Source organism: Rhizobium viscosum (genome assembly GCF_014873945.1).
GTDB classification, from domain to species: Bacteria; Pseudomonadota; Alphaproteobacteria; order Rhizobiales; family Rhizobiaceae; genus Rhizobium; species Rhizobium viscosum.
The window spans coordinates 1,988,484-2,009,954 of sequence record NZ_JADBEC010000002.1; the positions used below are offsets into that span (position 1 = coordinate 1,988,484).

Genomic DNA, 21,471 nt, shown 5'->3' on the forward strand with positions numbered 1-21,471 from the left:
TGATATTCTTGGTCGGATTTCAACATGTCGCAGTAGCCCAGTCCGCATCGGGCACTATCTTCGGGTCTGTCCTTTCACCAGCTCCCGAGGAAACGATCATGACGGAATCCGTGAAGTCCGTACCGGCGCCCCGCGATCAGCACCTGCGCGACATGGCCAATTGCATTCGGTTCCTCTCGATGGATGCCGTCGAGAAGGCCAAGAGCGGGCACCCCGGCATGCCGATGGGCATGGCCGATATTGCTGTCGTGCTCTTTTCCGACTTCCTGAAATTCGACGCCGAAGACCCCTACTGGTTTGATCGGGACCGTTTTCTGATCTCCAATGGGCACGGTTCGATGCTGCTTTACAGCCTGCTCTATCTGACCGGCTACCGGGATATGACGATCGACCAGATCGAAAACTTTCGTCAGGTCGACAGCAAGACGGCAGGTCATCCCGAGTATCGTCATGCCACCGGCATCGAGACGACCACCGGGCCGCTCGGACAGGGCATTGCCAATTCGGTTGGTTTCGCGCTTGCCGAGCGCATCATGAACGCCAGGTTCGGTGACAATCTTTCGAACCACTACACCTATGTGTTCCTGGGTGACGGATGCCTGATGGAGGGCATCAGCCAGGAGGCCATATCGCTCGCGGGCCACTTGAAGCTCGGCAAGCTGATCGCGTTCTGGGACAACAATTCGATATCGATCGACGGGGCGACAAGTCTGGCGGAATCCGACGATCAGCCGGCGCGGTTCCGTGCATCGAACTGGCATGTGCAGGAGATTGACGGACACGATACGGACGCCATCCGCAACGCGATCGTCGAAGCGCAGCGGGTTACCGACCGCCCCTCATTGATTGCCTGCAAGACCATTATCGGCTTCGGCTTCCCGACCCGCGCCGGCACGCAGAAGGCTCATAGTGACGCGCCGGGTGAAGAGGAGATCGCCGGTGCCCGCAAGATTCTCGGCTGGAATGCGCCTCCCTTCGAGATTCCATCCGACCTGCTGGAAGACTGGAGGAAGATCGGCGCCAAGGGGCGTAATGCGCGAATGGCCTGGGCGGTTCGGGTCCAGACGGCGAAGGCAGATGTTCGCGGGGAATTCGAACGCCGCATGAAGGGCGAACTGCCTTCAGACTGGACCGGAGCGATAGAGGCGGCAAAACAGGAGCTTCTGTCCGCCGAAAAGGACCTTGCAACAAGGCAGGCGAGCGGGATTGTTCTCAACCACCTTGCCGAGACCATTCCCGAGCTTATCGGCGGATCGGCGGACCTGACACCGTCGAACAACACGAAAGCCAAATCCATGATCGAGATTGCGCCGGGTCACTATAACGGATCCTATGTCCATTATGGCGTACGCGAACATGGGATGGCGGCTGCCATCAACGGCATTGCCCTTCATGGTGGGCTGATCCCTTATGGTGGCACCTTCCTGACCTTTTCCGATTACGCCCGGCCGTCCATTCGGCTGGCGGCGATGATGGCGGTGCGTTCAATCTTCGTGATGACCCATGATTCGATCGGTCTCGGCGAGGATGGTCCAACCCACCAGCCTGTCGAACATCTGACGGCGCTACGCGCCATTCCAGGCCTCGCTGTGTTCCGCCCGGGCGACCCGATCGAGACGGCGGAATGCTGGCAGGCTATTCTCGATGCCCCACGACAGGCTGCATTGATCGCTCTGTCCCGCCAGCCCATGCCGCTTCTGAGAAGGCAGCCGGGCTCCATCAACCTGTCTGCAAAGGGTGGATACGTTCTGCTTGAGGCTGAGGGCGGTGCTCGCGAGTTGACGATCATGTCGACGGGATCGGAACTGCATCTTGCCGTTGAAGCAAGGGCGAAGCTCCAGGCGGAGGGCGTCCCAACCGCTGTTGTTTCCATGCCGTGCCGGCTGCTGTTTGAGGCGCAGGCACCGGACTACAAGCGGGAGGTTCTCGGGGGCGGAACTGCGCGTGTCGCGGTGGAAGCAGCCGTCCAGGATAGCTGGGACCGATATCTCGGGCTCGACGGCCGGTTCGTCGGCATGCACAGCTTCGGGGCGTCGGGCAAGATCGACGACGTCTACAAGAAGTTCGACATTACCACCGACGCAGTTGTGAGGGCCGCACGAGGAGCACTGGGTGTTCGCCGTCGATGAGTGATCGGCGGCTGCGGGGCGGCTTGCCGCCCCTTTCGCACTTTCGTGTGCCGAAAATTCCCGAACTAGCCGGCGCGGCGCGTGGGTTGGTAGCCCCTGCTGCCGTCGAGAAGCGTGCGCGTATAGGAATGTTCAACATTTCCGCTGAGCAAAGCCTCTCTTGAAGCGATCTCCACGAACATCCCGCCCTGCATGACGGCGACCCGATTGCAGAGGTGAGCGATGACAGCCATGTCGTGGCTGACCAGAATGTAAGTCAGCTTCTCCCTTTCGCGCAGGTCCTTCAGCAGATTGAGGATCTCGGCCTGGATGGACACGTCGAGTGCGGATGTCGGCTCGTCGAGGAGAAGCACGCGCGGCTTCAGGATCAAGGCACGCGCGATTGCGACACGCTGGCGCTGGCCGCCTGAGAGCTGATGCGGAAAACGATGATAGAAGGATGCGGGCAGGCCGACATCACGCAACGCCTGCTCTACGCGTTCCCTGCGCCGGTCGATGCCATGAATCTCGAGAGGTTCGAGAAGAGTGCGGCCGATCGTGTGACGCGGGTGAAGCGAGCCGAAAGGGTCCTGGAAAACCATCTGCTGCTTGGCGAGCTGCGATTTTGAGCGCTTGGCAGCGATTGCCTCTCCGTCGAGCGCAATCGAGCCACCCCATGCTTTGATCCTGCCGGCCAACGCGCCGAGAACAGTGGATTTGCCGCATCCGCTTTCACCGACAAGGCCGAAGGTCTCGCCCGCAGCGACGTCGAAGGAGACATCCTTGACCACCTGCTTGGCGGAGTGGCCGCTGCCGAAGGAAACGGCAAGATTTTTAACTGATATCATCATGCTCATGCCTCCGCCCAGCTTGCGTCCCGCCTCAAGATTTCAAGACGGTCTCGAGGGTGGTCGAGGCTCGGCAGCGCCTGCAGGAGACCTCGCGTATAGGGATGGGTTGCCTCTTCGAGCTTTGCAGCTTCAAGCTCTTCGACGATACGTCCGGCATACATAATGATCACCCGATCGCAGAAGCTCTTCACCAGGTTGAGGTCGTGCGAAATGAAGATCAGGCCGATGTTGCGCTCGGTGATCAGATCGTCGAGGATCGACAGGACCTGCTGGCGCACCGTCACGTCGAGAGCCGAGGTCGGCTCGTCGGCGATGATGAGAGACGGTGAGGAAATCAGCATCATCGAGATCATGATGCGCTGCCCCATGCCGCCAGAGACTTCATGCGGATAAAGATTGAAGACGCGCTCCGGATCGCGAATGTTGACCCGTTCGAGCATGGCGAGCGTGCGTTTGCGCGCCTCGCGGCGGCCGACGCCTTCATGCAGGATGACGGTTTCGGCGATCTGCTCCCCGACCGTCATGACCGGGTTGAGCGAATATTTCGGGTCCTGCAGGATCATTGAAATGCGCCGCCCACGGATCGCGCGCATATCGGCCTCGCTGGCGCGTACGAGATCGACATCCTCGAAGCGCATTTCGTCCGCGACCACTTTGGCAGTGGCCGGCTGCAGCCGCATGATGGCGCGTCCGGTCGTGCTCTTGCCGGAGCCGGATTCGCCGATAATGCCGACTTTCTCGCGTCCGACATTGAACGAGACATTCTTCACGGCCGTCACGACGCCGGACAGGGTCGGGAACTGCACCGACATGTTCTTGACCGAAAGGATCGGCTGGGATTGATCAGGCATTTCGAGGATCCATGATGTCGCGCAGGCCGTCGCCCAGCAGGTTGAAGGCAAGGCTGACCACGAGGATTGCTATGCCGGGGACCGTCGTCAGCCACCAGGCGTCGAGCAGATATTGTCGGCCCGATGCTGCCATGGCGCCCCATTCCGGCATCGGCGGCTGGGCGCCGAGACCGAGGAAGCCGAGGCCGGCCGCCGTTAGGATGACGCTCGACATGTTGAGCGTCAGTCGGATGATGATCGAGGGAGCACAGAGCGGCACGATGTGATGGAGCAGGATGCGACCCATGCCGGCACCCTGCAGCTCGGCGGCGACGACGAAGTCGGCAGCCCGAAATGTCAGAGTCTCGGCGCGCGCCAATCGAGCGATCGGTGGCCAAACCGTCAGCGCAATGGCGATGACGGCATTCTCGATCCCAGGTCCGAGCGCTGCAGAAAAGGCGAGTGCGAGAACGAGGCTCGGGAAGGACAGGAAGATATCGGTGATGCGCATCAACACGACATCGACCCAGCCGCCGAGATAGCCGGCCGCCGCACCGATCACAAAGCCGATCGGCGCCACGATGACCGTCACCAGGATGCTGATATAGAGCGTCGTGCGTGCGCCATAGACGAGGCGCGAATAAACGTCGCGGCCGAACTCATCGGTTCCGAACCAGTTTGCGGCAGACGGTGGCTTCAGCGCCATCGTCAGATCCTGGGCAATGGGGTCGTAGCTGGCAAGCAGCGGCGCGAAGGCGGCGACGAGCACCAGCGCAAGCACGACGAGGAAACCCGCAAAAGCCAGCGGATTGGCAAGCAGGTTGAGCCACAGGACGTAGGCCTTGTGGAAACGCGCCTGCCGGGCCGAGGAGAATTCCTCGTTGATCAGCCAATTGTGGAGATCGTTGAAATAACGTGTCGCCATGATGTCACCGGGTACGCGGATCGAGGAAGCGGTAGGCGATGTCGGACAGCAGGTTGATGACGATCGAGATGATGCCGATCAGAAGCACGCTGCCGAGGATCGCGTTCATGTCCGCGAAGAACAGGGCCGAGGTCAGATATTGCCCGAGGCCGGGCCAGGCAAAAACGGTCTCGATGAGAACCGTGCCGTCCAGCAGGCCGCAATAGGCGAGGGCAACGATGGTCAAAAGCTGTACCCGGATATTGCGGAAGGCGTGGCGCCACACGATGGCACGCTGGCCAAGACCCTTTGCCTTTGCCGTCAGGACATATTCCTGCCGGAGTTGTTCGAGCATGAAGCTGCGGCTCATGCGGCTGAGATAGGCCATGGCCGCATAACCGAGGATCAGGGCAGGGGCAGCGACATGCAGCAAGGCATCGCGGAAAACCTCCCACTCGCCGGCGATAATTGCATCGACGAGGATGGAGTTGGTCGGTCCTTCGACCAAGCCTTCATTGTAGACATCCAGTCGGCCACTACCAGGGATGAGCCCGAACTTGGCATAGAAGACCAGGATAACGATGGTGCCGAGCCAGAAGATCGGCGTCGAATGTCCGAGCAGCCCGACGACGCGTGCCAGATGATCGACCCAGGTGCCTTTGCGAACAGCCGAGATGATGCCGAGCGGAATGCCGAGCCCGGCGCCGATGATCGTTGCCAGTGTGGCAAGCTCCAGTGTCGCCGGGAATACCCGGGCAAGGTCACTTGCCACGGGGTTCTTGGTCACATGCGACTGGCCGAAATTCAGCTGCGCGACATTGCCGAGATAGGTCGCGAACTGGATATAGAGCGGCTGGTCCAGCCCCATCTCCTTGTGCACCCGTTCATAAGTCGCTTGGTCGGCCTGATCCCCGATCACGGCAATGACCGGATTAGCCGGGACCATGCGGCCGACGACGAAGGTAATGATCAGCAGGCCGAGCAGCGTCGTCAGGATGACGCTGAAGGACGTCGCCACCTTCTTCACCGCATCGAGCGCAGCTACTGCGCCGCCCGATGCGGCCCCGGATGTTTGTGAGATACTCACGTCATTCTCCCTTGGAGGAGGTCATTCGCCCTTGGAAACCGTGTCCCAGCGCGTCAGCCATGTCGAATGGCCGATATAGCCCTTCACTTCCTTACGAACCGCCTTTGCGTCGGTGCGCAGGAAGGAGGTGATCAGTGGTGAGGACGATTCGAGATAAGCCTTATTGATCTTCGCGTAGAGATCGGCCCGCTTCTGCTGGTCCGTCTCGTGGGCGGCCGCAGTCACCATGTCCTGAATGTCTTTCGGCACATCCCAGGCGGTGCGCCAGGCGTTCAGGCCCGTCAGCTTGGCGTCGTCGGAATTATTGGCATTGGTTGCATAGGACTGGAGAACCGCGTGAGGATCCGGCAGGCGTTCGCCAGAGCGCGCCGAAAAGATCTCGAATTCTCGGGTGCGGAACTTGCCGATATGATCGCCGCCCTGAAGATCGAGCTTGATGCCGGCCTCGGCGGCATTGGCCTGCAGGGACTGCGCGACCTCATATTCCGGGGTGACCGGTGTTGCGTAATAGACCTTTGAGAAACCGTTCGGATAGCCGGCTTCAGTCAGCAGCTGCTTGGCCTTTTCAATGTCGAGCTTATAGGGGTTGACCTCGCTTGCACCCGGCAGGCCGGCCGGAATGATGGTCTGCTGCTTGATGCCGTAATATTTCATGACGGTGTTGGCGAGGCCGTCATAATCGATCAGGTAGCGAAAGGCTTCACGAACCTTGGGATTGGAGAGGATCTCGTCCTTCTGATTCAGCGCGAGATAATAGAAGCCGAAACCCGGCGTCTTCTGGATATCGGCCTTGCCGCCCGCTTCGACCGCCGTGAGGTCGGTTGAGGAAAGACGCGTCGCAACATCGACGTCGCCAGCCTCAAGCTGCAGGCGCTGGCCGGATGATTCAGGCATGTGGCGCAGCACGACGCGGCGCATCTTCGGTGCACCCTGCCAGTAATCCTTGTTGGCATCAGCGATCAGCAGATCGTTGACGCGCCAGGTGCGCAGCGCATAGGGGCCGGAACCGGCGTCATTGGTTTGCAGGAATTCGCGACCCAGGTCACCGCCCTTGTCATGCTCGGCAAGAAGCTTGCTGTCGAGGATCGAGGTCGAGAAGCTTGCCAGCGAATAAAGGATCAGATTGGGGTTCCAGACTTCCGGTGTCTGCAGGACGACGGTTGTGTCATCGCTTGCCTTGATCAGGTCGTCGACGTTCTTGTCGGTAAGGCCCCACTGACGAAGGTCGACCGAAGGCGCAAGCCCAAGCTTGACGAGGCGGCGCAGCGACCACTCGACGTCCTTTGCGGTCAGCGGATTGCCGGAATGGAACTTGATGCCGGAGCGGATCTTGAATGTAAAGGTCTTGCCGTCCGGCGAGACGCTCCAGCTTTCGGCAACACCCGGAGCCGGCTTGGTAATATCGTCGGCCGGCAGCACGATCAGCCGCTCATAAAGGTTCGCGACAATTTCAGCCGCTTCCAGCTGATTGATTTCGTTCGGATCGAGGCCACGCATCGACGACATGTTCGTTGCAATGACCAACTGGTCCTTCGGGGTGGCTGCGGCCGCAGCCAGTGGCATCATCAGGCTCGCGGCAACAAGCGCCGACGAGATCAACAGCCCGCGTCTTTGGATCTTCATTTTCTTCCTCCCAAGCATCTCTGCAATCGCATCAGAACGAATTTTGATATCGACATCGATCTGAAATCTGGTATATCAGATCTCACAAAACACTTTTGTCGTCAACGGGGGAATTTTCGGCTTATGGAAAATAGGATGGAGAGCGGGGCCGGCGACGACCGCATCGAAAAGATCGATCCCCGGTTCCTGACGACCCTGCGTGATCACGTTCACAAGACGCTACGGGCGGCTATTCTGTCCGGTCGCTTTCGGGCCGACGAGCGCGTCAACGAGCGTCAGCTCGCCGAACAGCTCGGGGTCAGCACCACCCCGATCAAGGAGGCGCTCCGGCAGCTCGAGACCGAAGGACTGGTTGAAACCCTGCCGCGTCGTGGGGTGCTGATCCGCTTCAATGCTGGATGGGCGGAGGAGATGATCCTGGCGCGTGCCGCGCTGGAATCGATGATCGCGCATCTCGCCGCCAAGCGTATCACCCGGGATGAGGCGTCGAAGCTTGATGACACAGTCGGCCTGATGAAGGCGGCCACAGCCGATGGAGGTGCGGACGACCTCATTGCCTTGAATGAGACCTTTCACGAGCAGATCCACATCGCTTCGCGCTGCCAGTACCTGTCTCGCATGATCGAGCGCCAGCAGTTCTACGACGCGAGCATTCGCCGCATCATTCATTCCGACAACAAGGAGCGCGACAAGGCGCTCGCCGAACATACCGCCATCGCTGCCGCTATCGTGTCGAACGACAGTGATAAGGCGGAGCGAGTGATGCGCGATCACGTCGTCCGCTCCGGCGAAACCTACCTCAACATCGTATTCAGGAAGAAAGAGGACATTTGACGTGACCGTGGGAATGGACAAGATTCGCAAGGCCCTGACGGGCATTTCCGGCGTTCCGGTGACCCCCTACAAGGCAGATGGCAGCATCGATCTCGCCAAGCTTTCCGCATTGATCGCGCGCCTTGCCAGCGCCCGGGTTCACAATCTGATGGCAGCCGGCAATACGGGCGAGTTCTTCACGCTGACGATGGATGAGGTAAAGGCAGTCCATGCCGCTACGATCAAGGCTGCAGACGGCAAGTCGCTTATCAGTGCGGCCGTCGGTCGTTCGCTGGCGGAAGCCAAGGCTCTCGCCCGTCACGCGATTGCCGAGGGCGCCGACGCGATCATGGGTCACCACCCGATGGATCCCTTTGCCGGGCCGAGCTACCAGGCGAAATATTTTCTCGAACTTGCCGAGACGTCTACGGTCCCCGTCATTGCCTATGTCCGCAGCGACACGTTCTCGGTCGCCGATTTCCGCAAGCTTGCCCTGCATCCCAATATCGCCGGCATCAAGTTTGCATCCGGAAATCTCATGCTGCTTGCCGAGGTCATCCGCTCGACGAAGGATGCGCCGGCGATCTGGGTCTGCGGCCTCGCCGAGGGCTGGGCGCCGGCATTCTATGCCATGGGTGCTCGCGGCTTTACCTCGGGGCTCGTCAACGTTTTCCCCGAGCGTTCGCATGCCATCCATCAGGCGCTGGAAGCCGGTGACTACGCTGTTGCACGCGTTCTTATCGACGACATCGCCGGTTTCGAAGCGCTGCGCACTAAATATCTGAACGGCGCCAATGTCACGGTCGTCAAGGAGGCGCTGGGCATGCTCGGAACCGATGTCGGCCCTGTTCGTCTTCCCGGCGTTGAAAGTCTGACGGACGCGGAACGCGCCGAACTGCGCGCAATCGTCGACAATGTAAGCGGCAAGAACCACGCCGCCTGAGGAAGAATGTCAATGCACATCACCGGCTTCAAGACCTACATGCAGCGCGTCGACGACCGGCCGCGACTACTCCTGAAAATCGAAACGAGCGAAGGTATTTCCGGTTGGGGCGAGTGCTACAATCACGGCCCCGACTGGGCGCTGCCGCCGCTTTTCGACTACCTCTTCCATCAGATCGAAGGGGAGGACGCCCGCCGAGTGGAATTCCTTGTGCTGAAACTCAATCAGCAGTGCCGTTTTCCGCCGGGCGCCCTCGGGCTTGCGGCCATTTCGGCGATCGATCACGCGCTCTGGGATATTGCCGGCAAGGCCGCCGGCCTGCCCGTTTACATGCTGCTTGGCGGCAACGTTAGGGATCGGGTGCGCGTCTATTGCGGCGTCTATACCGCGCCGGACCCGCAGACGGCGCAGGACCAGACCCTCGAGCTGAACGAAAAATACGGCTACACGGCTTTCAAGCTCAGCCCCTTCCGCCGCGATCTGCATGCCGGCCGCTGGGGAGAGCTTGTGAAGGAAACCGGTGATTGGTTCGCTAAGATACGCGAGATCACGCCGTCGCATTTCGAATTCGCATTCGACGCTCATGCAAAGATCTTCGAACCCTATCAGGCGGTGCAGCTCGCCGCAGCGATTGCCCCTAATGATCCGCTCTTCTACGAGGAGCCGATCCGGCCGGAGCACATTCCGGCATGGGCCGAGCTGAAGTCGAAAGTCTCCGTTCCGCTGGCCACCGGAGAATCGCTCTATAGTCGCTTCGAATTCCTCTCCCTGATGTCGGCGCGCGGCGCCGACATCATCCAGCCCGACATATGCGTTGTTGGCGGCGTCACGGAAATGCGCAGGATCGCTACAATCGCTGAGGCTCACTATGTAACCGTCGCGCCGCATAACCCGATGGGGCCGCTCGCGACCGCGGTCAACATTCACTTCTGCGCCGCACAGCCGAACTTCAAGGTCCTGGAGTTCAAGCCCCATGTCCATGCGCCATGGGCGACCGATCCGTATATGCCGGTCGACGGTCATATGGAATTGCGGCCCGACCGTCCGGGTTGGGGGCTGGAAATCGATGAAAAGGCATTGCAGACTGAAGACTACATTCATTGGGAGCGGAAAATCACCCGCAAGCCGGACGGATCGACGGCTTATCCCTGACCGGTTCCGTTGAAATGACGGGCTTGCTTTGAAATGCCGGGGAAGCGCGTGCCGACGATCCAGTTCGCGCTTTCACTCCCGACTATGAACTTCCGGTCCTCGATGAAGCGCCAATGCTTGGGTCGTCAACCTTCGCCAATTTCCTGATTTTGTGTCCCCGCGCGTCGACGGTACACGCTGATACATTTCAGCCGATTCTCGAAATATGCCGGACACGTGGATCCTTGAAACCGCTCTTCGTTAACAGGTGCTGCGAACGCGGCAGCAATTGAAGGAGAGTGTTTCATGACCAAGACCGACAATGTTTCAATTCGGCGTAGTGTTTCCGATCGAGCGATCGCCATGGCGTTCGGCTCTCTGTTGCTCGTTCCGGTGATCTATGCACTGCCGGTTCATGCCGCCGATCCTGCGTCGAGTGTTGCCACGACGACGGCGAGCGCGGACGAAAGCGTCCGCCCGTTCCAGATCCACGTTCCACAGTCGCAACTCGACGACCTACGCAGGCGCATCGCCGACACCCGATGGCCCGACAAGGAGACGGTCGGCGACGACTCCCAGGGTATCCAATTGTCACGCGTCCAGGATCTGGTTCGCTACTGGGGTACAGAGTACGACTGGCGCAAAACCGAGGCCCAACTCAATGCATTGCCGGAACTCGTCACCACGATCGACGGTGTCGACATCCAGTTCATCCATGTTCGTTCGCGCCATCCCAACGCTCTCCCGATCATTCTGACACATGGCTGGCCGGGATCGATATTTGAGTTCATCAAGACCATAGGTCCTCTCACGGACCCGACTGCCTATGGCGGCCGGCCGGAAGATGCGTTCGACGTCGTCATCCCCTCGATACCGGGCTACGGATTTTCCGGAAAGCCGACCGATCTGGGCTGGGGGCCGGACCGGGTTGCCCGTGCCTGGGATGTCCTGATGAAACGGCTCGGCTATGACCACTATGTTTCTCAGGGTGGTGATCATGGTTCGGTGATCTCCGACGCGTTGGCGCGCCAGGCACCGAAGGGTCTACTGGCAATCCATCTCAATATGCCCGCGACGGTGCCAGGCGATCTCATGGAGGCTATCAACAGCGGAGACCCGGCCCCCGCGAGCCTGTCATCGCCGGAACGGGAAGCCTATAATTCCTTGAGCACCTTCTTCGGACGAAATGCTGCCTATGGCGCCATAATGGTGACCCGGCCGCAGACGATCGGCTATTCGCTTTCCGACTCGCCGGCCGGCCTTGCGTCCTGGATCTACGAGAAGTTTGCCCAGTGGAGCGACAGTGGCGGTGTTCCTGAGCGCGTTTTCTCCAAGGATGAAATGCTTGATGACATCACGCTCTATTGGTTGACGAACACCGGCGCGTCGGCATCGCGGTTCTACTGGGAAAACAACAACAACAACTTCAGCGCCGAAACGCAGAAGACGAAGGACATCAAAGTCCCGGTCGGCATCACGGTCTTTCCGAAGGAGATCTACCAGGCGCCGGAAAGCTGGGCCAAGCAGGCCTACCCCTCGCTGACCTACTATCATCAGGTCGAGAAAGGCGGGCATTTTGCGGCCTGGGAGCAGCCGCAGCTCTTCGCAGAAGAAGTAAGAGCCGCTTTCAAGTCCGTACGCTGACAATGTCGAAAGGGTGGCCCTCACGCGAGGGCCACCCCAGCCGAACAGTTGACCTGGAAATTTCATGCCCTCTTCGCCCCCGATGCGATCATCATGGGGCGTCACCAAAAATCGCGAAGCAAGCTTAGCACACGTGTGCATTTTGTTTCCTCCTGTCATTCCGGTGTTACGCGCTGGGGCTAGCAAGTCTCAGAACTCATCAGGGGCGCGGCCTCGACAGTGAAGGGAGACAGGGTATGAATAGACGCGAATTTCTGATCACATCGTCGGCGGCTGCGGGCTTTCTCGCCCTTCCGCGCTTCGCCTCGGCTGCCGCAGGCACGATCGATCTTTATAGCGGATCGGATTCCAATATCATCGACCTCTGGAACAACATCATCCGCCCGGCTTTTGAAAAGGCGCATCCGGACGTCGCGCTGAAGGTTACTGATGCCGGCGACAACAACGGCCTTCGCGCCATTGGCGACCGCGCGCTCGCAGCATTGCAGACCAAGACCGATCCGCAGGCCGACCTCTTCGAACAGTTCGATCCGCGCCTTCCGGCTGGCGGCATCGATGCCGGCCTTTGGGTGAAGTTCTCCGCCGAGAATGTCCAGGGTTTCGACCGCGTCAATCCGCTTGCTATCGACACGCCCTACTCATTGCCCTATCGCGGCTCGCAGGTTCTGCTTGCCTATGACAAGACCAAGCTCGACCCGAAGGATGCGCCGAAAACCTGGGAACAGCTGACGGCCTGGATCAAGGCCAATCCCGGCCAGTTCATCTACAACCGTCCGGACAAGGGCGGCTCGGGCGGCAATTTCGTCCGCCGCGCCATTCATGAAGCCAACGGTCGCGATCCGAAGAAGTTCAAGGTCGACAACTTCACTGCCGACTTTGCCGAGCAGTCGCTGACGCCGGCCTGGAAGATCCTCAACGATCTCGCGCCGTCGCTCTATCAGAAGGGCGCCTATACCGCCGGCAACACGCAGTCGATCCAGCTGCTCTCCCAAGGCGTCGTCACCATGGCTCCGGTTTGGTCCGACCAGGTCCTGCAGGCGATCTCGCAGGGTGTCTTGCCTGAGACGACCGGCCTTGTGCAGCTCTCCGACCTCGCGCTTTGCGGCGGTTTTTCGGCCATGACGATCTTCACCAACGGCGCCAACAAGGATGCCGCCCTCAAGCTTGCGGCCTTCATGCTGACGAGTGAGATGCAGGAAGCCATCATCACTGAAATCGGCGGTTTCCCGGGCGTTTCCTGGGATCACATTTCCGAAGATCTGCGCAAGAAATATGCCGACGTCATCCCGGCGACCATCCCGACCTTCCCGGCCGGCGATTGGGAAAAGGCGATCAACGACGGCTGGTATCGTACTGTCGCTCCCGGTATCAGCCGCACCTGATGGCGCTGGATGCCGCGCAGCCTGCGGTCGCGCACCGCGCCCAGCCTCTCGGCAGGGGGAGCCTCTACGGGCTCCTCCTCGTCGGCATGCCGGTGTTTCTGGTCGGCTGGCTGATCATCTTTCCGATCTTTTCGGCGATCGCGACCACCGTCTTCGTCCGCCAGCCGGACGGGACGGCGGAGTTTTCGCTCGCCTCCTACCATTTCTTCTTCAGCGACGCCTACAGCCTGAACAATCTCTGGCTGACGCTCTGGACGACCTTCGTCTGCGGCCTGCTCCTGCTCGCGATCGGTCTTCCGATTGCGCTTTATTTGCGCTTTTCCGGCAGCCGCCTTGCCGGTTACGTGCAGGGTCTCGCGATCTTTCCGATGTTCGTTCCTTCGATCATTCTCTCTTATGCGCTGATCCGCACGATCGGACCGAACGGCACGGTCGACATCCTGCTCAATGCCATGGGGCTGCCAAAGCTGCCGAGCCCCTATCTGACGCCTTGGGGGCCGGTCATCGGGCTTGTCTGGGACAATCTGCCTTTGACCGTGCTGATGCTGACGGCTGGGCTCACGTCCGTTTCCAACAGCTCCATCGAGGCGGCACGCGATGTCGGCGCTACGCCTCTCAGGGTCTTCATCTCGATCATTTTGCCGCGCATGGGCAATTCGCTGCTGGTGACCGCTTCCTTTGCCGTTCTCGGCATATTCTCGGCATTCACCTTGCCGTACGTTCTCGGCCCCGCCTCGCCGGAGATGATGGGACCCTTCATGCAGCGTACCTTCGCGGATATGAATGACCCGCTGAACGCGCTGACACAGGCGGTCATCAGCTTCGGCTTCTGCCTTCTCTTCGGCATCTTCTATGTCTGGTCGATCGCCCGCAACCGCGAGGGCCGATGATGGCTCGGTCGACAGGTCTGAAATTCGACTGGACGGGGCTGCTGCTGGCATTGCTGCTGACGCTTTTCATCGCGCTGCCGCTGCTGGTCGTTGCGACCTGGGCCTTCACCGAGATCTGGCGCTACCCTTCCGTCATTCCCCAGCAGTTCGGCCTGCGTTTCTGGTCGCAGACGCTTGCGCGCAAGGATGTCTGGGATGCGCTATTCCTCAGTTTGCGGCTGACGGCGACGGTGACGCTGCTTTCTGCGATCATCTGTCTTCCGGCAGCCTATGCCTTTGCTCGTATGCGCTTTCCCGGCCGCAACATTCTGTTCCTCTCGTTTCTCGCCTCCCATGCCTTTCCAAAATTTGGCCTGCTCGTGGCGATTGCCGGCATCTTCCTGCAACTCGGTCTGATCAGTACCTTCTGGGGTGTGGTGCTGATCCAGCTCGTCGGCACGCTGATGCTGATGATCTGGATCCCGGTCGCGGCTTTTCAGAATGTCGACCGGCGCATGGAGGAGGCCGCGCGTGACGCGGGCGCCACGCCGCTTCGCGTCTTCTGGTCGATCACACTGCCGCAGGCCGCGCCGACCATATCAGCAGCCCTGCTCCTGACCTTCGTCGGCACTTTTTACGAGACGGAAGGGGCCTGGCTGATCGGTGCGCCGGAGATCCGCACCATGCCGGTGCTGATGATCAGCTTCATCAACAACCAGATTGTCGTGCAATATGGTGCGGTCCTCTCCGTGATGCTGTGGGTGCCGTCCTTTGCGGCATTGATGTTTGCGCGGCGCGTCATCGGGACCGGCGCCTTTGCGCGGGGCTTCGGCGCCTGAGCGCCGGCAGAAAGGATTTAACAATGGCACATCTGGCGATCGAAGGTGTTTCGAAGAGCTTCGGCAATACCTTCGCCGTCAGCGATTTTTCGCTTGAGGTCGGCGATGGGGAACTCGTCTGCCTGCTCGGCCCGTCAGGTTCCGGCAAATCGACGTTGCTGCGTATGATCGGCGGTTTTGAACGGCCGACCGGCGGCAGCATCCGCATCGACGCAAAGGATGTGACGACCCTGCCACCGGAGCGGCGCCCAACTGGCATGGTCTTCCAGAGCCATGCGCTCTGGACCCATATGGATGTCTTCAACAACATCGCCTTCGGCCTCAAACTGCGGCAGCTGCCGAAGACCGAAATTCGAGAGCGCGTCGAGAATGCCCTCGCTCTCGTCGGTCTCGCAGATTACGGGAAGCGCGCGGTGACGCAGCTTTCCGGCGGCCAGCAGCAGCGTGTCGCACTTGCCCGCTCGCTCGTCCTCGAGCCCAAGATCCTGCTGCTCGATGAACCCTTCGCCAGTCTCGACCAGCATCTGCGCGAGCGGCTGCGTGAGGAAGTGCGCGATATCCAGCAGCGGCTCGGCATCACGACATTGTTCGTCACCCACGGTCAGGATGAAGCCCTGGCGCTTGCCGACCGCATCGTCGTCATGCGCGACGGCCGTACGGAGCAGGTGGCGCCGCCGAGCGTCATCTATCGCGAACCGCAGACGGCTTTCGTCGCCGGCTTCATCGGCTCGATGAATTTCGTTGAGAGCGAGATCCGGGATGGGATCTGCACGCATCCGCTTTTCGGTTTTTCCATTCCCGTCGCAAATGGTCCCGTGATGCTTGCGATGCGCCCGGAAGCCCTGACTGTGCATCCGGGCAGCCGACCGGCAGATGCAATCGTCCACCGCGTCACCGACTTCGGTACGCACAAGATCGTCGATATCGATCTCGCCGATGGCACCCGGCTGAAGGCGATGGTTGCGCCGGGCGATATGATCCGGGCCGGGATGACCGTCGCCCCCAGATGCTCGGGCTTCTTCGCCTTCCGCGACAATGCGCTGATCCACCAGTCGGCTGGCGCACAGGCGGCTGCGCCAATGCAGCCGCTCCATACGGCTTGAACGGTCTCAGGCTTTCGGCTGAAAACCCTCCCGCAGCCAGGGATAGAGTGGCTTGCTTGCTGCCAGGATGTCGCCTTTGCCGGTCACAGCCGCGCCGGAAAACCGTGTGACGATACCGCCTGCTTCCTCGACCATGAGTGCCGAGGCACCGAAGTCATGGACCGACAGGCCGTCCTCGAAGAAGCCGTCCAGTCGGCCGCAGGCGACATAGGCGATCGAAAGCGCTGCCGAACCGAGCCGACGCACGCCAGCGGTATTGGCCATCAGCCGCTTGACGGCGTCGAAATAAAGCTCTTCCGGGACCGCCTTGACCTGGCCGGGGATCGGCAGGCCGGCGCCAACGAGCACGTTCTGGATATCGGCCACCTCAGCGCAATGGATTTGCTCGCCGTTCAGCCAGGCGCCGCCGCCGGCCTCTGCACTGAAGAGCTCGTCCTGCATGGCGTCATAGACGACGCCTGCGACGACGCGGCCGGCCTCGGCGATCGAGATCGTCATGCCGAAATGCGGGATGCCCCAGGCGAAATTGGTCGTGCCGTCGATCGGGTCGATATAGATAACCGGTGCATCCGCGCCGCCCTGTCGGTTACCGACCTCTTCCTCGCCTTTGATCGAATAGGTCGGGAATGCGCTCGTCATCTCCTCGACGATGATGCGCTCGACGGCGACGTCGATTTCGGTCTGATAGTCGCGGGCAGCCTTGTGGATCATCTCGGCTGCCGTGCGTCGTCTGAGTGCCTTGCGCGCCGTTTCGCCTGCCTTGAGGGCGGTTTCGGCGAGCACGAGAAGGCGGGGCGAGGCGGCCGGCGACAGGCGCGCAGCAGTCGAAGTCAATGTCATTAAGAGGGTCCGTGTGATGACTGAGGGTGGTAGGTCGTGTTCCCATCGCAGATGCGCATGATGCTTTTATGAAACCGGCGCGCCCGCTGCGGTGCTGCGCCGGCCGAATTCAAGAGAATGCGTCCGAGGTTACCGGGACAGGAAATTCGAGACCGTCAGGTCGACGAGTTCGTCTCCACGGCCGTTCATCACTGCGCGAATGGCCCAGAGACCGAAACCCTTCACCTGTGCTGCTTCGATCCTGGGCGGCATCGATAGTTCCTGCGTATTCGTGACGACGTCGAGCAATGCCGGGCCGGGATGCGCCAGGATTTCCCGGATGGCACCGTCAAGCTCGGCGGGATCTTCCACGCGAACGCCATGTACTCCGGCTGCGCGGGCAACCGCCGCAAAATCCGGATTCTCGAGTTCGGTGCCGGTCTCAAGGAAGCCCGAAGCCTTCATTTCCATCGCAACGAATCCGAGAACTGAATTGTTGAAGACGACGACCTTCACCGGCAGGTTCTGCTGAACGAGCGTCAGGAAGTCGCCCATCAGCATGGCAAAGCCGCCATCGCCGGACATGCTGATGATTTGGCGTTCCTTGTACGTTGCCTGTGCCCCGATCGCCTGAGGAAGAGCGTTGGCCATCGAGCCGTGGACCAGGGATCCGATCAGGCGACGCTTTCCATTCATTTTCAGGTAGCGTGCAGCCCAGATCGTGGGGGTCCCGACGTCGAAGGTGAAAACGGCGTCGTCGGACGCATGCTCGCTCAGAAGGCGTGCCACGTATTGCGGATGAATCTTGCCGCCCTCTCGGCCGGTGGCGAGGTCGTCGAGGCCCTCACGAGCCTTCCTGTAGGCGGCAAGGCAAGCATCGAGGTGATCCCGGTCGGTTCGCTCCCTCAGCTTCGGTAGCGTCGCCGCCAGTGTCGATTTGACGTCGCCGACGATTGCGAGATCCAGCGAGGCCCTGCGGCCGAGATTTTCCGGTCGGATGTCCACCTGCACGATCTTGGCGTCGGTTGGGTAGAACTGCCGGTATGGGAAATCTGTGCCGAGCATGAGAAGCGTGTCACACTCCAGCATGGCCTTGTAACCCGAAGAGAAACCGATCAGACCGGTCATGCCGACATCGAACGGATTGTCCCACTCGACATGTTCCTTGCCGCCGAGCGCGTGGACAACGGGCGCCCTCAGCCGATCCGCAAAAGCGATCAACTCGTCATGCGCGCCTTCGCAGCCACGTCCGCACAGAAGGGTAACCTTCGAGCTGTTGTTAAGCAGTTCCGACAGTCGATCGATCTGATCGTTCGTCGGCACGATGTTTGGCTGGGACAGTGTGAGTGCGGCTGGTGTCGAAATCTTCGCCGTGAAATCGGTCAATGCCACGTCGCCCGAAATGACCACGACGGCAACGCCGCGCTTTCCGATAGCGGTGCGAATGGCCGTTTCGATGACTGCGGGCAATTGCTCGGGATGGCTGACAAGCTCGCAATAGTGGCTGCATTCCCGGAAAAGCTGATCCGGATGTGTTTCCTGGAAATAGCCCCTGCCGATTTCGGCCGACGGTATCTGGGCGGCAATGGCGAGGACCGGGACCCGTGAGCGATGGCAGTCGAACAGGCCGTTGATGAGGTGGAGATTGCCCGGGCCGCAGCTTCCGGCGCACACGGCCAATTCGCCGCTGAGATGGGCTTCGGCCCCGGCCGCGAAAGCGGCTGTCTCTTCATGGCGGGTATGGACCCACTCGATGTCGCCTCTCTTTCGCAGCGCTTCCGTGAGCCCGTTCAGGCTATCGCCGACTACGCCATATATGCGTTTGACTCCGGCCGAATGCAGTACTTCTGTCAGTACATCAGCTACCTTGGACTTCATCGAAAGGCTCCCGGGCTTTGGGTTTCAGTTGATGGCAAAAGGAAGCTAGGCCTCGCTCTAAGCTTCTCAACCCGGAGAATTAGCAGAGTGGTGGAGACACCCAACTGGACCTTGGTATAGGCGCTGGCCATGAAAGACCTGCTTGCCGATATCCTAGGGAGCTGCCTATCAGCCGAGAACATAGGCTCGGCTCTCTCCGTTGGCGTCCTCCTTCTACCGCGACCTATGCTTCCATCCGTTCCCGTTCTCTCATCGCTTCCGCGATAAGTTTCATGAAGCGCGGATGCCGGCGCAGATTGTCCAGGTCGGAGTCATGGGTGAACCATTTGATGTGGTAGACCGAGCTGCGGGGCAGCAAACCCTCCAGGATATCGATCGCACGTTCCGCATGGCCGAGCACGGAGTGGACGCAGGCGAGATTATACTGGGCCACGATATCATCGGGATCGATGGCGCTCGCCCGTGCAGCCCAGTCGCAGGCCCGCGCAGCTTCGCCGAGATGAGCAAGTGCAAGCGCGCCGCGATGGGCGGGGCCGGAATTTTCCGGGTTCTGATTGAGCGCGCGCTCGGCTCTTTCAATGCCTTTTCGCGCCCAGCTTTCCCGGTCCGCCATCCGTCCGAGAGAATGGTACGAGGACATCAGATGGATCGGCGAAACATAGTCGTCGGGGCGGATTTCGGCGGCCCGAGTGAAATAGTGCACCGCCTCGGCGAAATTCCCGCGCATGAAGAAGATGCGGGCATAGTGGAAATTTGCTTCATAGAGGTTGGGATCGAGCGCAAGCGCGCGTTCGAAGCATGCCGTGGCCTCGTCGTCCTCGCCGTTCTGATGCAGCGCCAGGCCGCGGGAGGCATGGGCCTCGGCAAGGTCGGGATCAAGTTCCAGGGCCTTGGCGCTCATGGCGAGGATGCGCTCCAGGGGCACATCACCAGGCGCCCAGTCGCGTATCGCCGCATCGCAATCGGCAATGCCTGCATAGGCGCGGCCATAGTCCGGATCGAGTTCTACGGCCTTGTAGAACATGCGCCGGGCAAGCTGCAGATAAGATTTTGTCCAGGTATGGGAGAGCTGCCGGCCTCTCAGGTAATAAGTATAGGCTTCGACATTGGCCGTTGGCTCGGCGGCGATCGCCTTGCGCTCCTCCGGCAGCAGCCGCACTTTCAATTGGCCGACGATCGCGTTGGTGATCTCGTCCTGGATGGCGAAGATATCGGTGAGGTCTCGGTCATAGCGTTCGGCCCAAAGATGATCGCCGTTCATCGTATCGATCAACTGGCCGGAAATGCGTACCCGCGTGCCGATGATGCGCACACTGCCTTCCAGCATGTAACGCACTCCGAGCTCCTGGGCGACCTGCTTCACCTTCACCGATGTGCCCTTATAGGTGAAAACGGTATTGCGTGGCACCACATGCAGGCTGGAAACCTTGGAAAGATCGGTGATGATGTCCTCGGTGATGCCGTCCGAGAAGTAATCTTGATCGGCATCGCCGCTCATGTTGGTGAAGGGCAGGACGGCGATGAAACAGGTGTTGCGGTTCTGCGCGACGAGGCGGGCAGAACTCGGCTTCTCGAAGGAAACCGTGTAAACCTGCACCGGCTGGCGGATATTTTTGAACACGTGTTCACCTAAAAAATCGAAGCCAAGATTGAGGCGTGAGCCGACCTGATCCCGCACGATTGCCGATACGGCGATGCCGCCGGCCGGAGCGACACCTTCCAGACGTGCGGCAACGTTGACGCCGTCGCCGAAAATATCGTCATTCTCCACGACGACATCGCCGAGATTGATGCCGATGCGGAACTCGACACGCTCTTCCTTCGTCACGGTTTCATTGCGCACCGCCATGGTGCGCTGAATTTCGGCGGCACAGGCCACGGCGTTCACGACGCTCTGAAACTCGGCCAGAATACCGTCGCCAGTCAGTTTGACGATACGGCCCTTGTAATCGGATATGCGGATGTCGACCAGTTCGCAGCGATGGCGGTTCAAAGCCTGCAGCGTGCCCGTCTCGTCCATGCCCATGAGCCGGCTGTAACCGACCACATCGGCAGCGAGGATGGCACTCAATCGCCGCTCCATGATCCTCTCCATGGATTGTCTCATGTCAGTGTCTCGCTTTTTCCAGATTTTGACCGCGCTAGGGCTCCCTCCCATGCAGCCGATATCTTTCGATTCGGCATGCTGTCACGGCGGCGCAGAGCCTATATCGTTACGGCGCAGCATCAATACTCCGAACGGGCGAAGATTGCGTCAAATGATAGCTCTTTCGGATGGGAAAGACCCCCCGGACTTGCTGAGGTGCTCGATTTTGAGGCCGTGCATCGATTTTGGAATACGTCTCGGAGGAAGGGGTCGGGCGCAGAGCGTTCGACCCGGCCTCGGGACGTGGTTTCATGGCCCGTTCCCCACCTCTGAGAGCTTGCGACGTCGCCGTCATCAAAAGCCGAGCTCCATCGAAGCGCGGTTGTCGGCTGCCCGGCAGGTCAGGTTTCGAGATCCCATTGCCGAAGAGCGACAGAATATTCTGTGAAGAGAAGTTGGCAATCGAGAGCGACTAATTGCCATTTACTGCGTCTGCAAAGCAGCAGGTTTGGCGGGATGTGCCGGTAGCCGTCCGTGATGCGAAGCAGATCTGACAATTGT

The 21,471-nt window shown here is 60.3% G+C and carries 17 protein-coding genes; 9 read left to right on the top strand and 8 right to left on the bottom strand.

The window, feature by feature from the left end:
• Window positions 1–98: 98 nt before the first annotated feature.
• Window positions 99–2,129, top strand: coding sequence for a transketolase (gene tkt, locus H4W29_RS30145; protein ID WP_192732421.1), 2,031 nt, complete (start codon window positions 99–101; stop codon window positions 2,127–2,129).
• A gap of 65 nt (window positions 2,130–2,194) precedes the next feature.
• Here the strand turns inward: tkt and H4W29_RS30150 are convergent, their stop codons facing one another.
• The 5 genes from H4W29_RS30150 to H4W29_RS30170 are packed head-to-tail and all read right to left on the bottom strand — an operon-like array spanning window position 2,195 to window position 7,403.
• Window positions 2,195–2,956 (bottom strand): ABC transporter ATP-binding protein, encoded by a 762-nt coding sequence (locus H4W29_RS30150; protein ID WP_210332466.1) that lies wholly within the window; start codon window positions 2,954–2,956, stop codon window positions 2,195–2,197.
• A 5-nt stretch (window positions 2,957–2,961) separates the two neighbouring features.
• Window positions 2,962–3,810 carry an ABC transporter ATP-binding protein gene (locus H4W29_RS30155; RefSeq protein ID WP_192732423.1) on the bottom strand — a complete coding sequence of 283 codons (849 nt, stop codon included), beginning with the start codon at window positions 3,808–3,810 and terminating at the stop codon, window positions 2,962–2,964.
• Window positions 3,803–4,714, bottom strand: a complete 912-nt coding sequence (locus H4W29_RS30160) for an ABC transporter permease (RefSeq protein WP_192732424.1) — start codon at window positions 4,712–4,714, stop codon at window positions 3,803–3,805. Before H4W29_RS30160 ends, H4W29_RS30155 begins: the two co-directional genes overlap by 8 nt.
• Window positions 4,715–4,718: 4 nt before the next feature.
• On the bottom strand, window positions 4,719–5,780 hold the full coding sequence (locus tag H4W29_RS30165; protein ID WP_192732425.1) for an ABC transporter permease: 1,062 nt from the start codon (window positions 5,778–5,780) through the stop codon (window positions 4,719–4,721).
• A gap of 21 nt (window positions 5,781–5,801) precedes the next feature.
• Complete coding sequence (locus tag H4W29_RS30170) at window positions 5,802–7,403, bottom strand: ABC transporter substrate-binding protein (protein ID WP_192732426.1); 1,602 nt, start codon at window positions 7,401–7,403, stop codon at window positions 5,802–5,804.
• 135 nt (window positions 7,404–7,538) lie between these two features.
• On the opposite strand from H4W29_RS30170, the gene H4W29_RS30175 reads away from it, so the two are divergent.
• The 8 genes from H4W29_RS30175 (at window position 7,539) to H4W29_RS30210 (ending at window position 16,127) form a co-directional block, all read left to right on the top strand.
• Window positions 7,539–8,237 carry a GntR family transcriptional regulator gene (locus H4W29_RS30175; RefSeq protein ID WP_192732427.1) on the top strand — a complete coding sequence of 233 codons (699 nt, stop codon included), beginning with the start codon at window positions 7,539–7,541 and terminating at the stop codon, window positions 8,235–8,237.
• 13 nt (window positions 8,238–8,250) lie between these two features.
• Window positions 8,251–9,159: a dihydrodipicolinate synthase family protein gene (locus H4W29_RS30180; protein ID WP_192732858.1), complete on the top strand. Its 909-nt coding sequence runs from the start codon at window positions 8,251–8,253 to the stop codon at window positions 9,157–9,159.
• Between the two features lie 12 nt (window positions 9,160–9,171).
• Window positions 9,172–10,311, top strand: a complete 1,140-nt coding sequence (locus H4W29_RS30185; RefSeq protein ID WP_192732428.1) for a mandelate racemase/muconate lactonizing enzyme family protein — start codon at window positions 9,172–9,174, stop codon at window positions 10,309–10,311.
• A gap of 285 nt (window positions 10,312–10,596) precedes the next feature.
• Window positions 10,597–11,934: an epoxide hydrolase family protein gene (locus H4W29_RS30190; protein ID WP_192732429.1), complete on the top strand. Its 1,338-nt coding sequence runs from the start codon at window positions 10,597–10,599 to the stop codon at window positions 11,932–11,934.
• A 236-nt stretch (window positions 11,935–12,170) separates the two neighbouring features.
• On the top strand, window positions 12,171–13,316 hold the full coding sequence (locus tag H4W29_RS30195) for an extracellular solute-binding protein (RefSeq protein ID WP_192732430.1): 1,146 nt from the start codon (window positions 12,171–12,173) through the stop codon (window positions 13,314–13,316).
• Window positions 13,316–14,206, top strand: coding sequence for an ABC transporter permease (locus H4W29_RS30200; protein WP_192732431.1), 891 nt, complete (start codon window positions 13,316–13,318; stop codon window positions 14,204–14,206). The genes H4W29_RS30195 and H4W29_RS30200 overlap by 1 nt, the downstream gene beginning before the upstream one ends.
• On the top strand, window positions 14,203–15,024 hold the full coding sequence (locus H4W29_RS30205; RefSeq protein ID WP_192732432.1) for an ABC transporter permease: 822 nt from the start codon (window positions 14,203–14,205) through the stop codon (window positions 15,022–15,024). Before H4W29_RS30200 ends, H4W29_RS30205 begins: the two co-directional genes overlap by 4 nt.
• Window positions 15,025–15,047: 23 nt before the next feature.
• Entirely contained in the window at window positions 15,048–16,127 is a 1,080-nt protein-coding gene (locus tag H4W29_RS30210) for an ABC transporter ATP-binding protein (RefSeq protein ID WP_192732433.1), read from the top strand.
• A 6-nt stretch (window positions 16,128–16,133) separates the two neighbouring features.
• Here H4W29_RS30210 and H4W29_RS30215 read toward each other — a convergent pair whose 3' ends face one another.
• The 3 genes from H4W29_RS30215 to H4W29_RS30225 all read right to left on the bottom strand — a co-directional run bounded on the left by H4W29_RS30215 (window position 16,134) and on the right by H4W29_RS30225 (window position 20,907).
• Window positions 16,134–16,967, bottom strand: coding sequence for an inositol monophosphatase family protein (locus H4W29_RS30215; protein WP_192732434.1), 834 nt, complete (start codon window positions 16,965–16,967; stop codon window positions 16,134–16,136).
• A 129-nt stretch (window positions 16,968–17,096) separates the two neighbouring features.
• Complete coding sequence (gene poxB, locus H4W29_RS30220) at window positions 17,097–18,824, bottom strand: ubiquinone-dependent pyruvate dehydrogenase (protein WP_192732435.1); 1,728 nt, start codon at window positions 18,822–18,824, stop codon at window positions 17,097–17,099.
• Window positions 18,825–19,047: 223 nt separating this feature from the next.
• Window positions 19,048–20,907, bottom strand: coding sequence for a TPR end-of-group domain-containing protein (locus H4W29_RS30225; RefSeq protein ID WP_192732859.1), 1,860 nt, complete (start codon window positions 20,905–20,907; stop codon window positions 19,048–19,050).
• Window positions 20,908–21,471 lie beyond the last annotated feature (564 nt).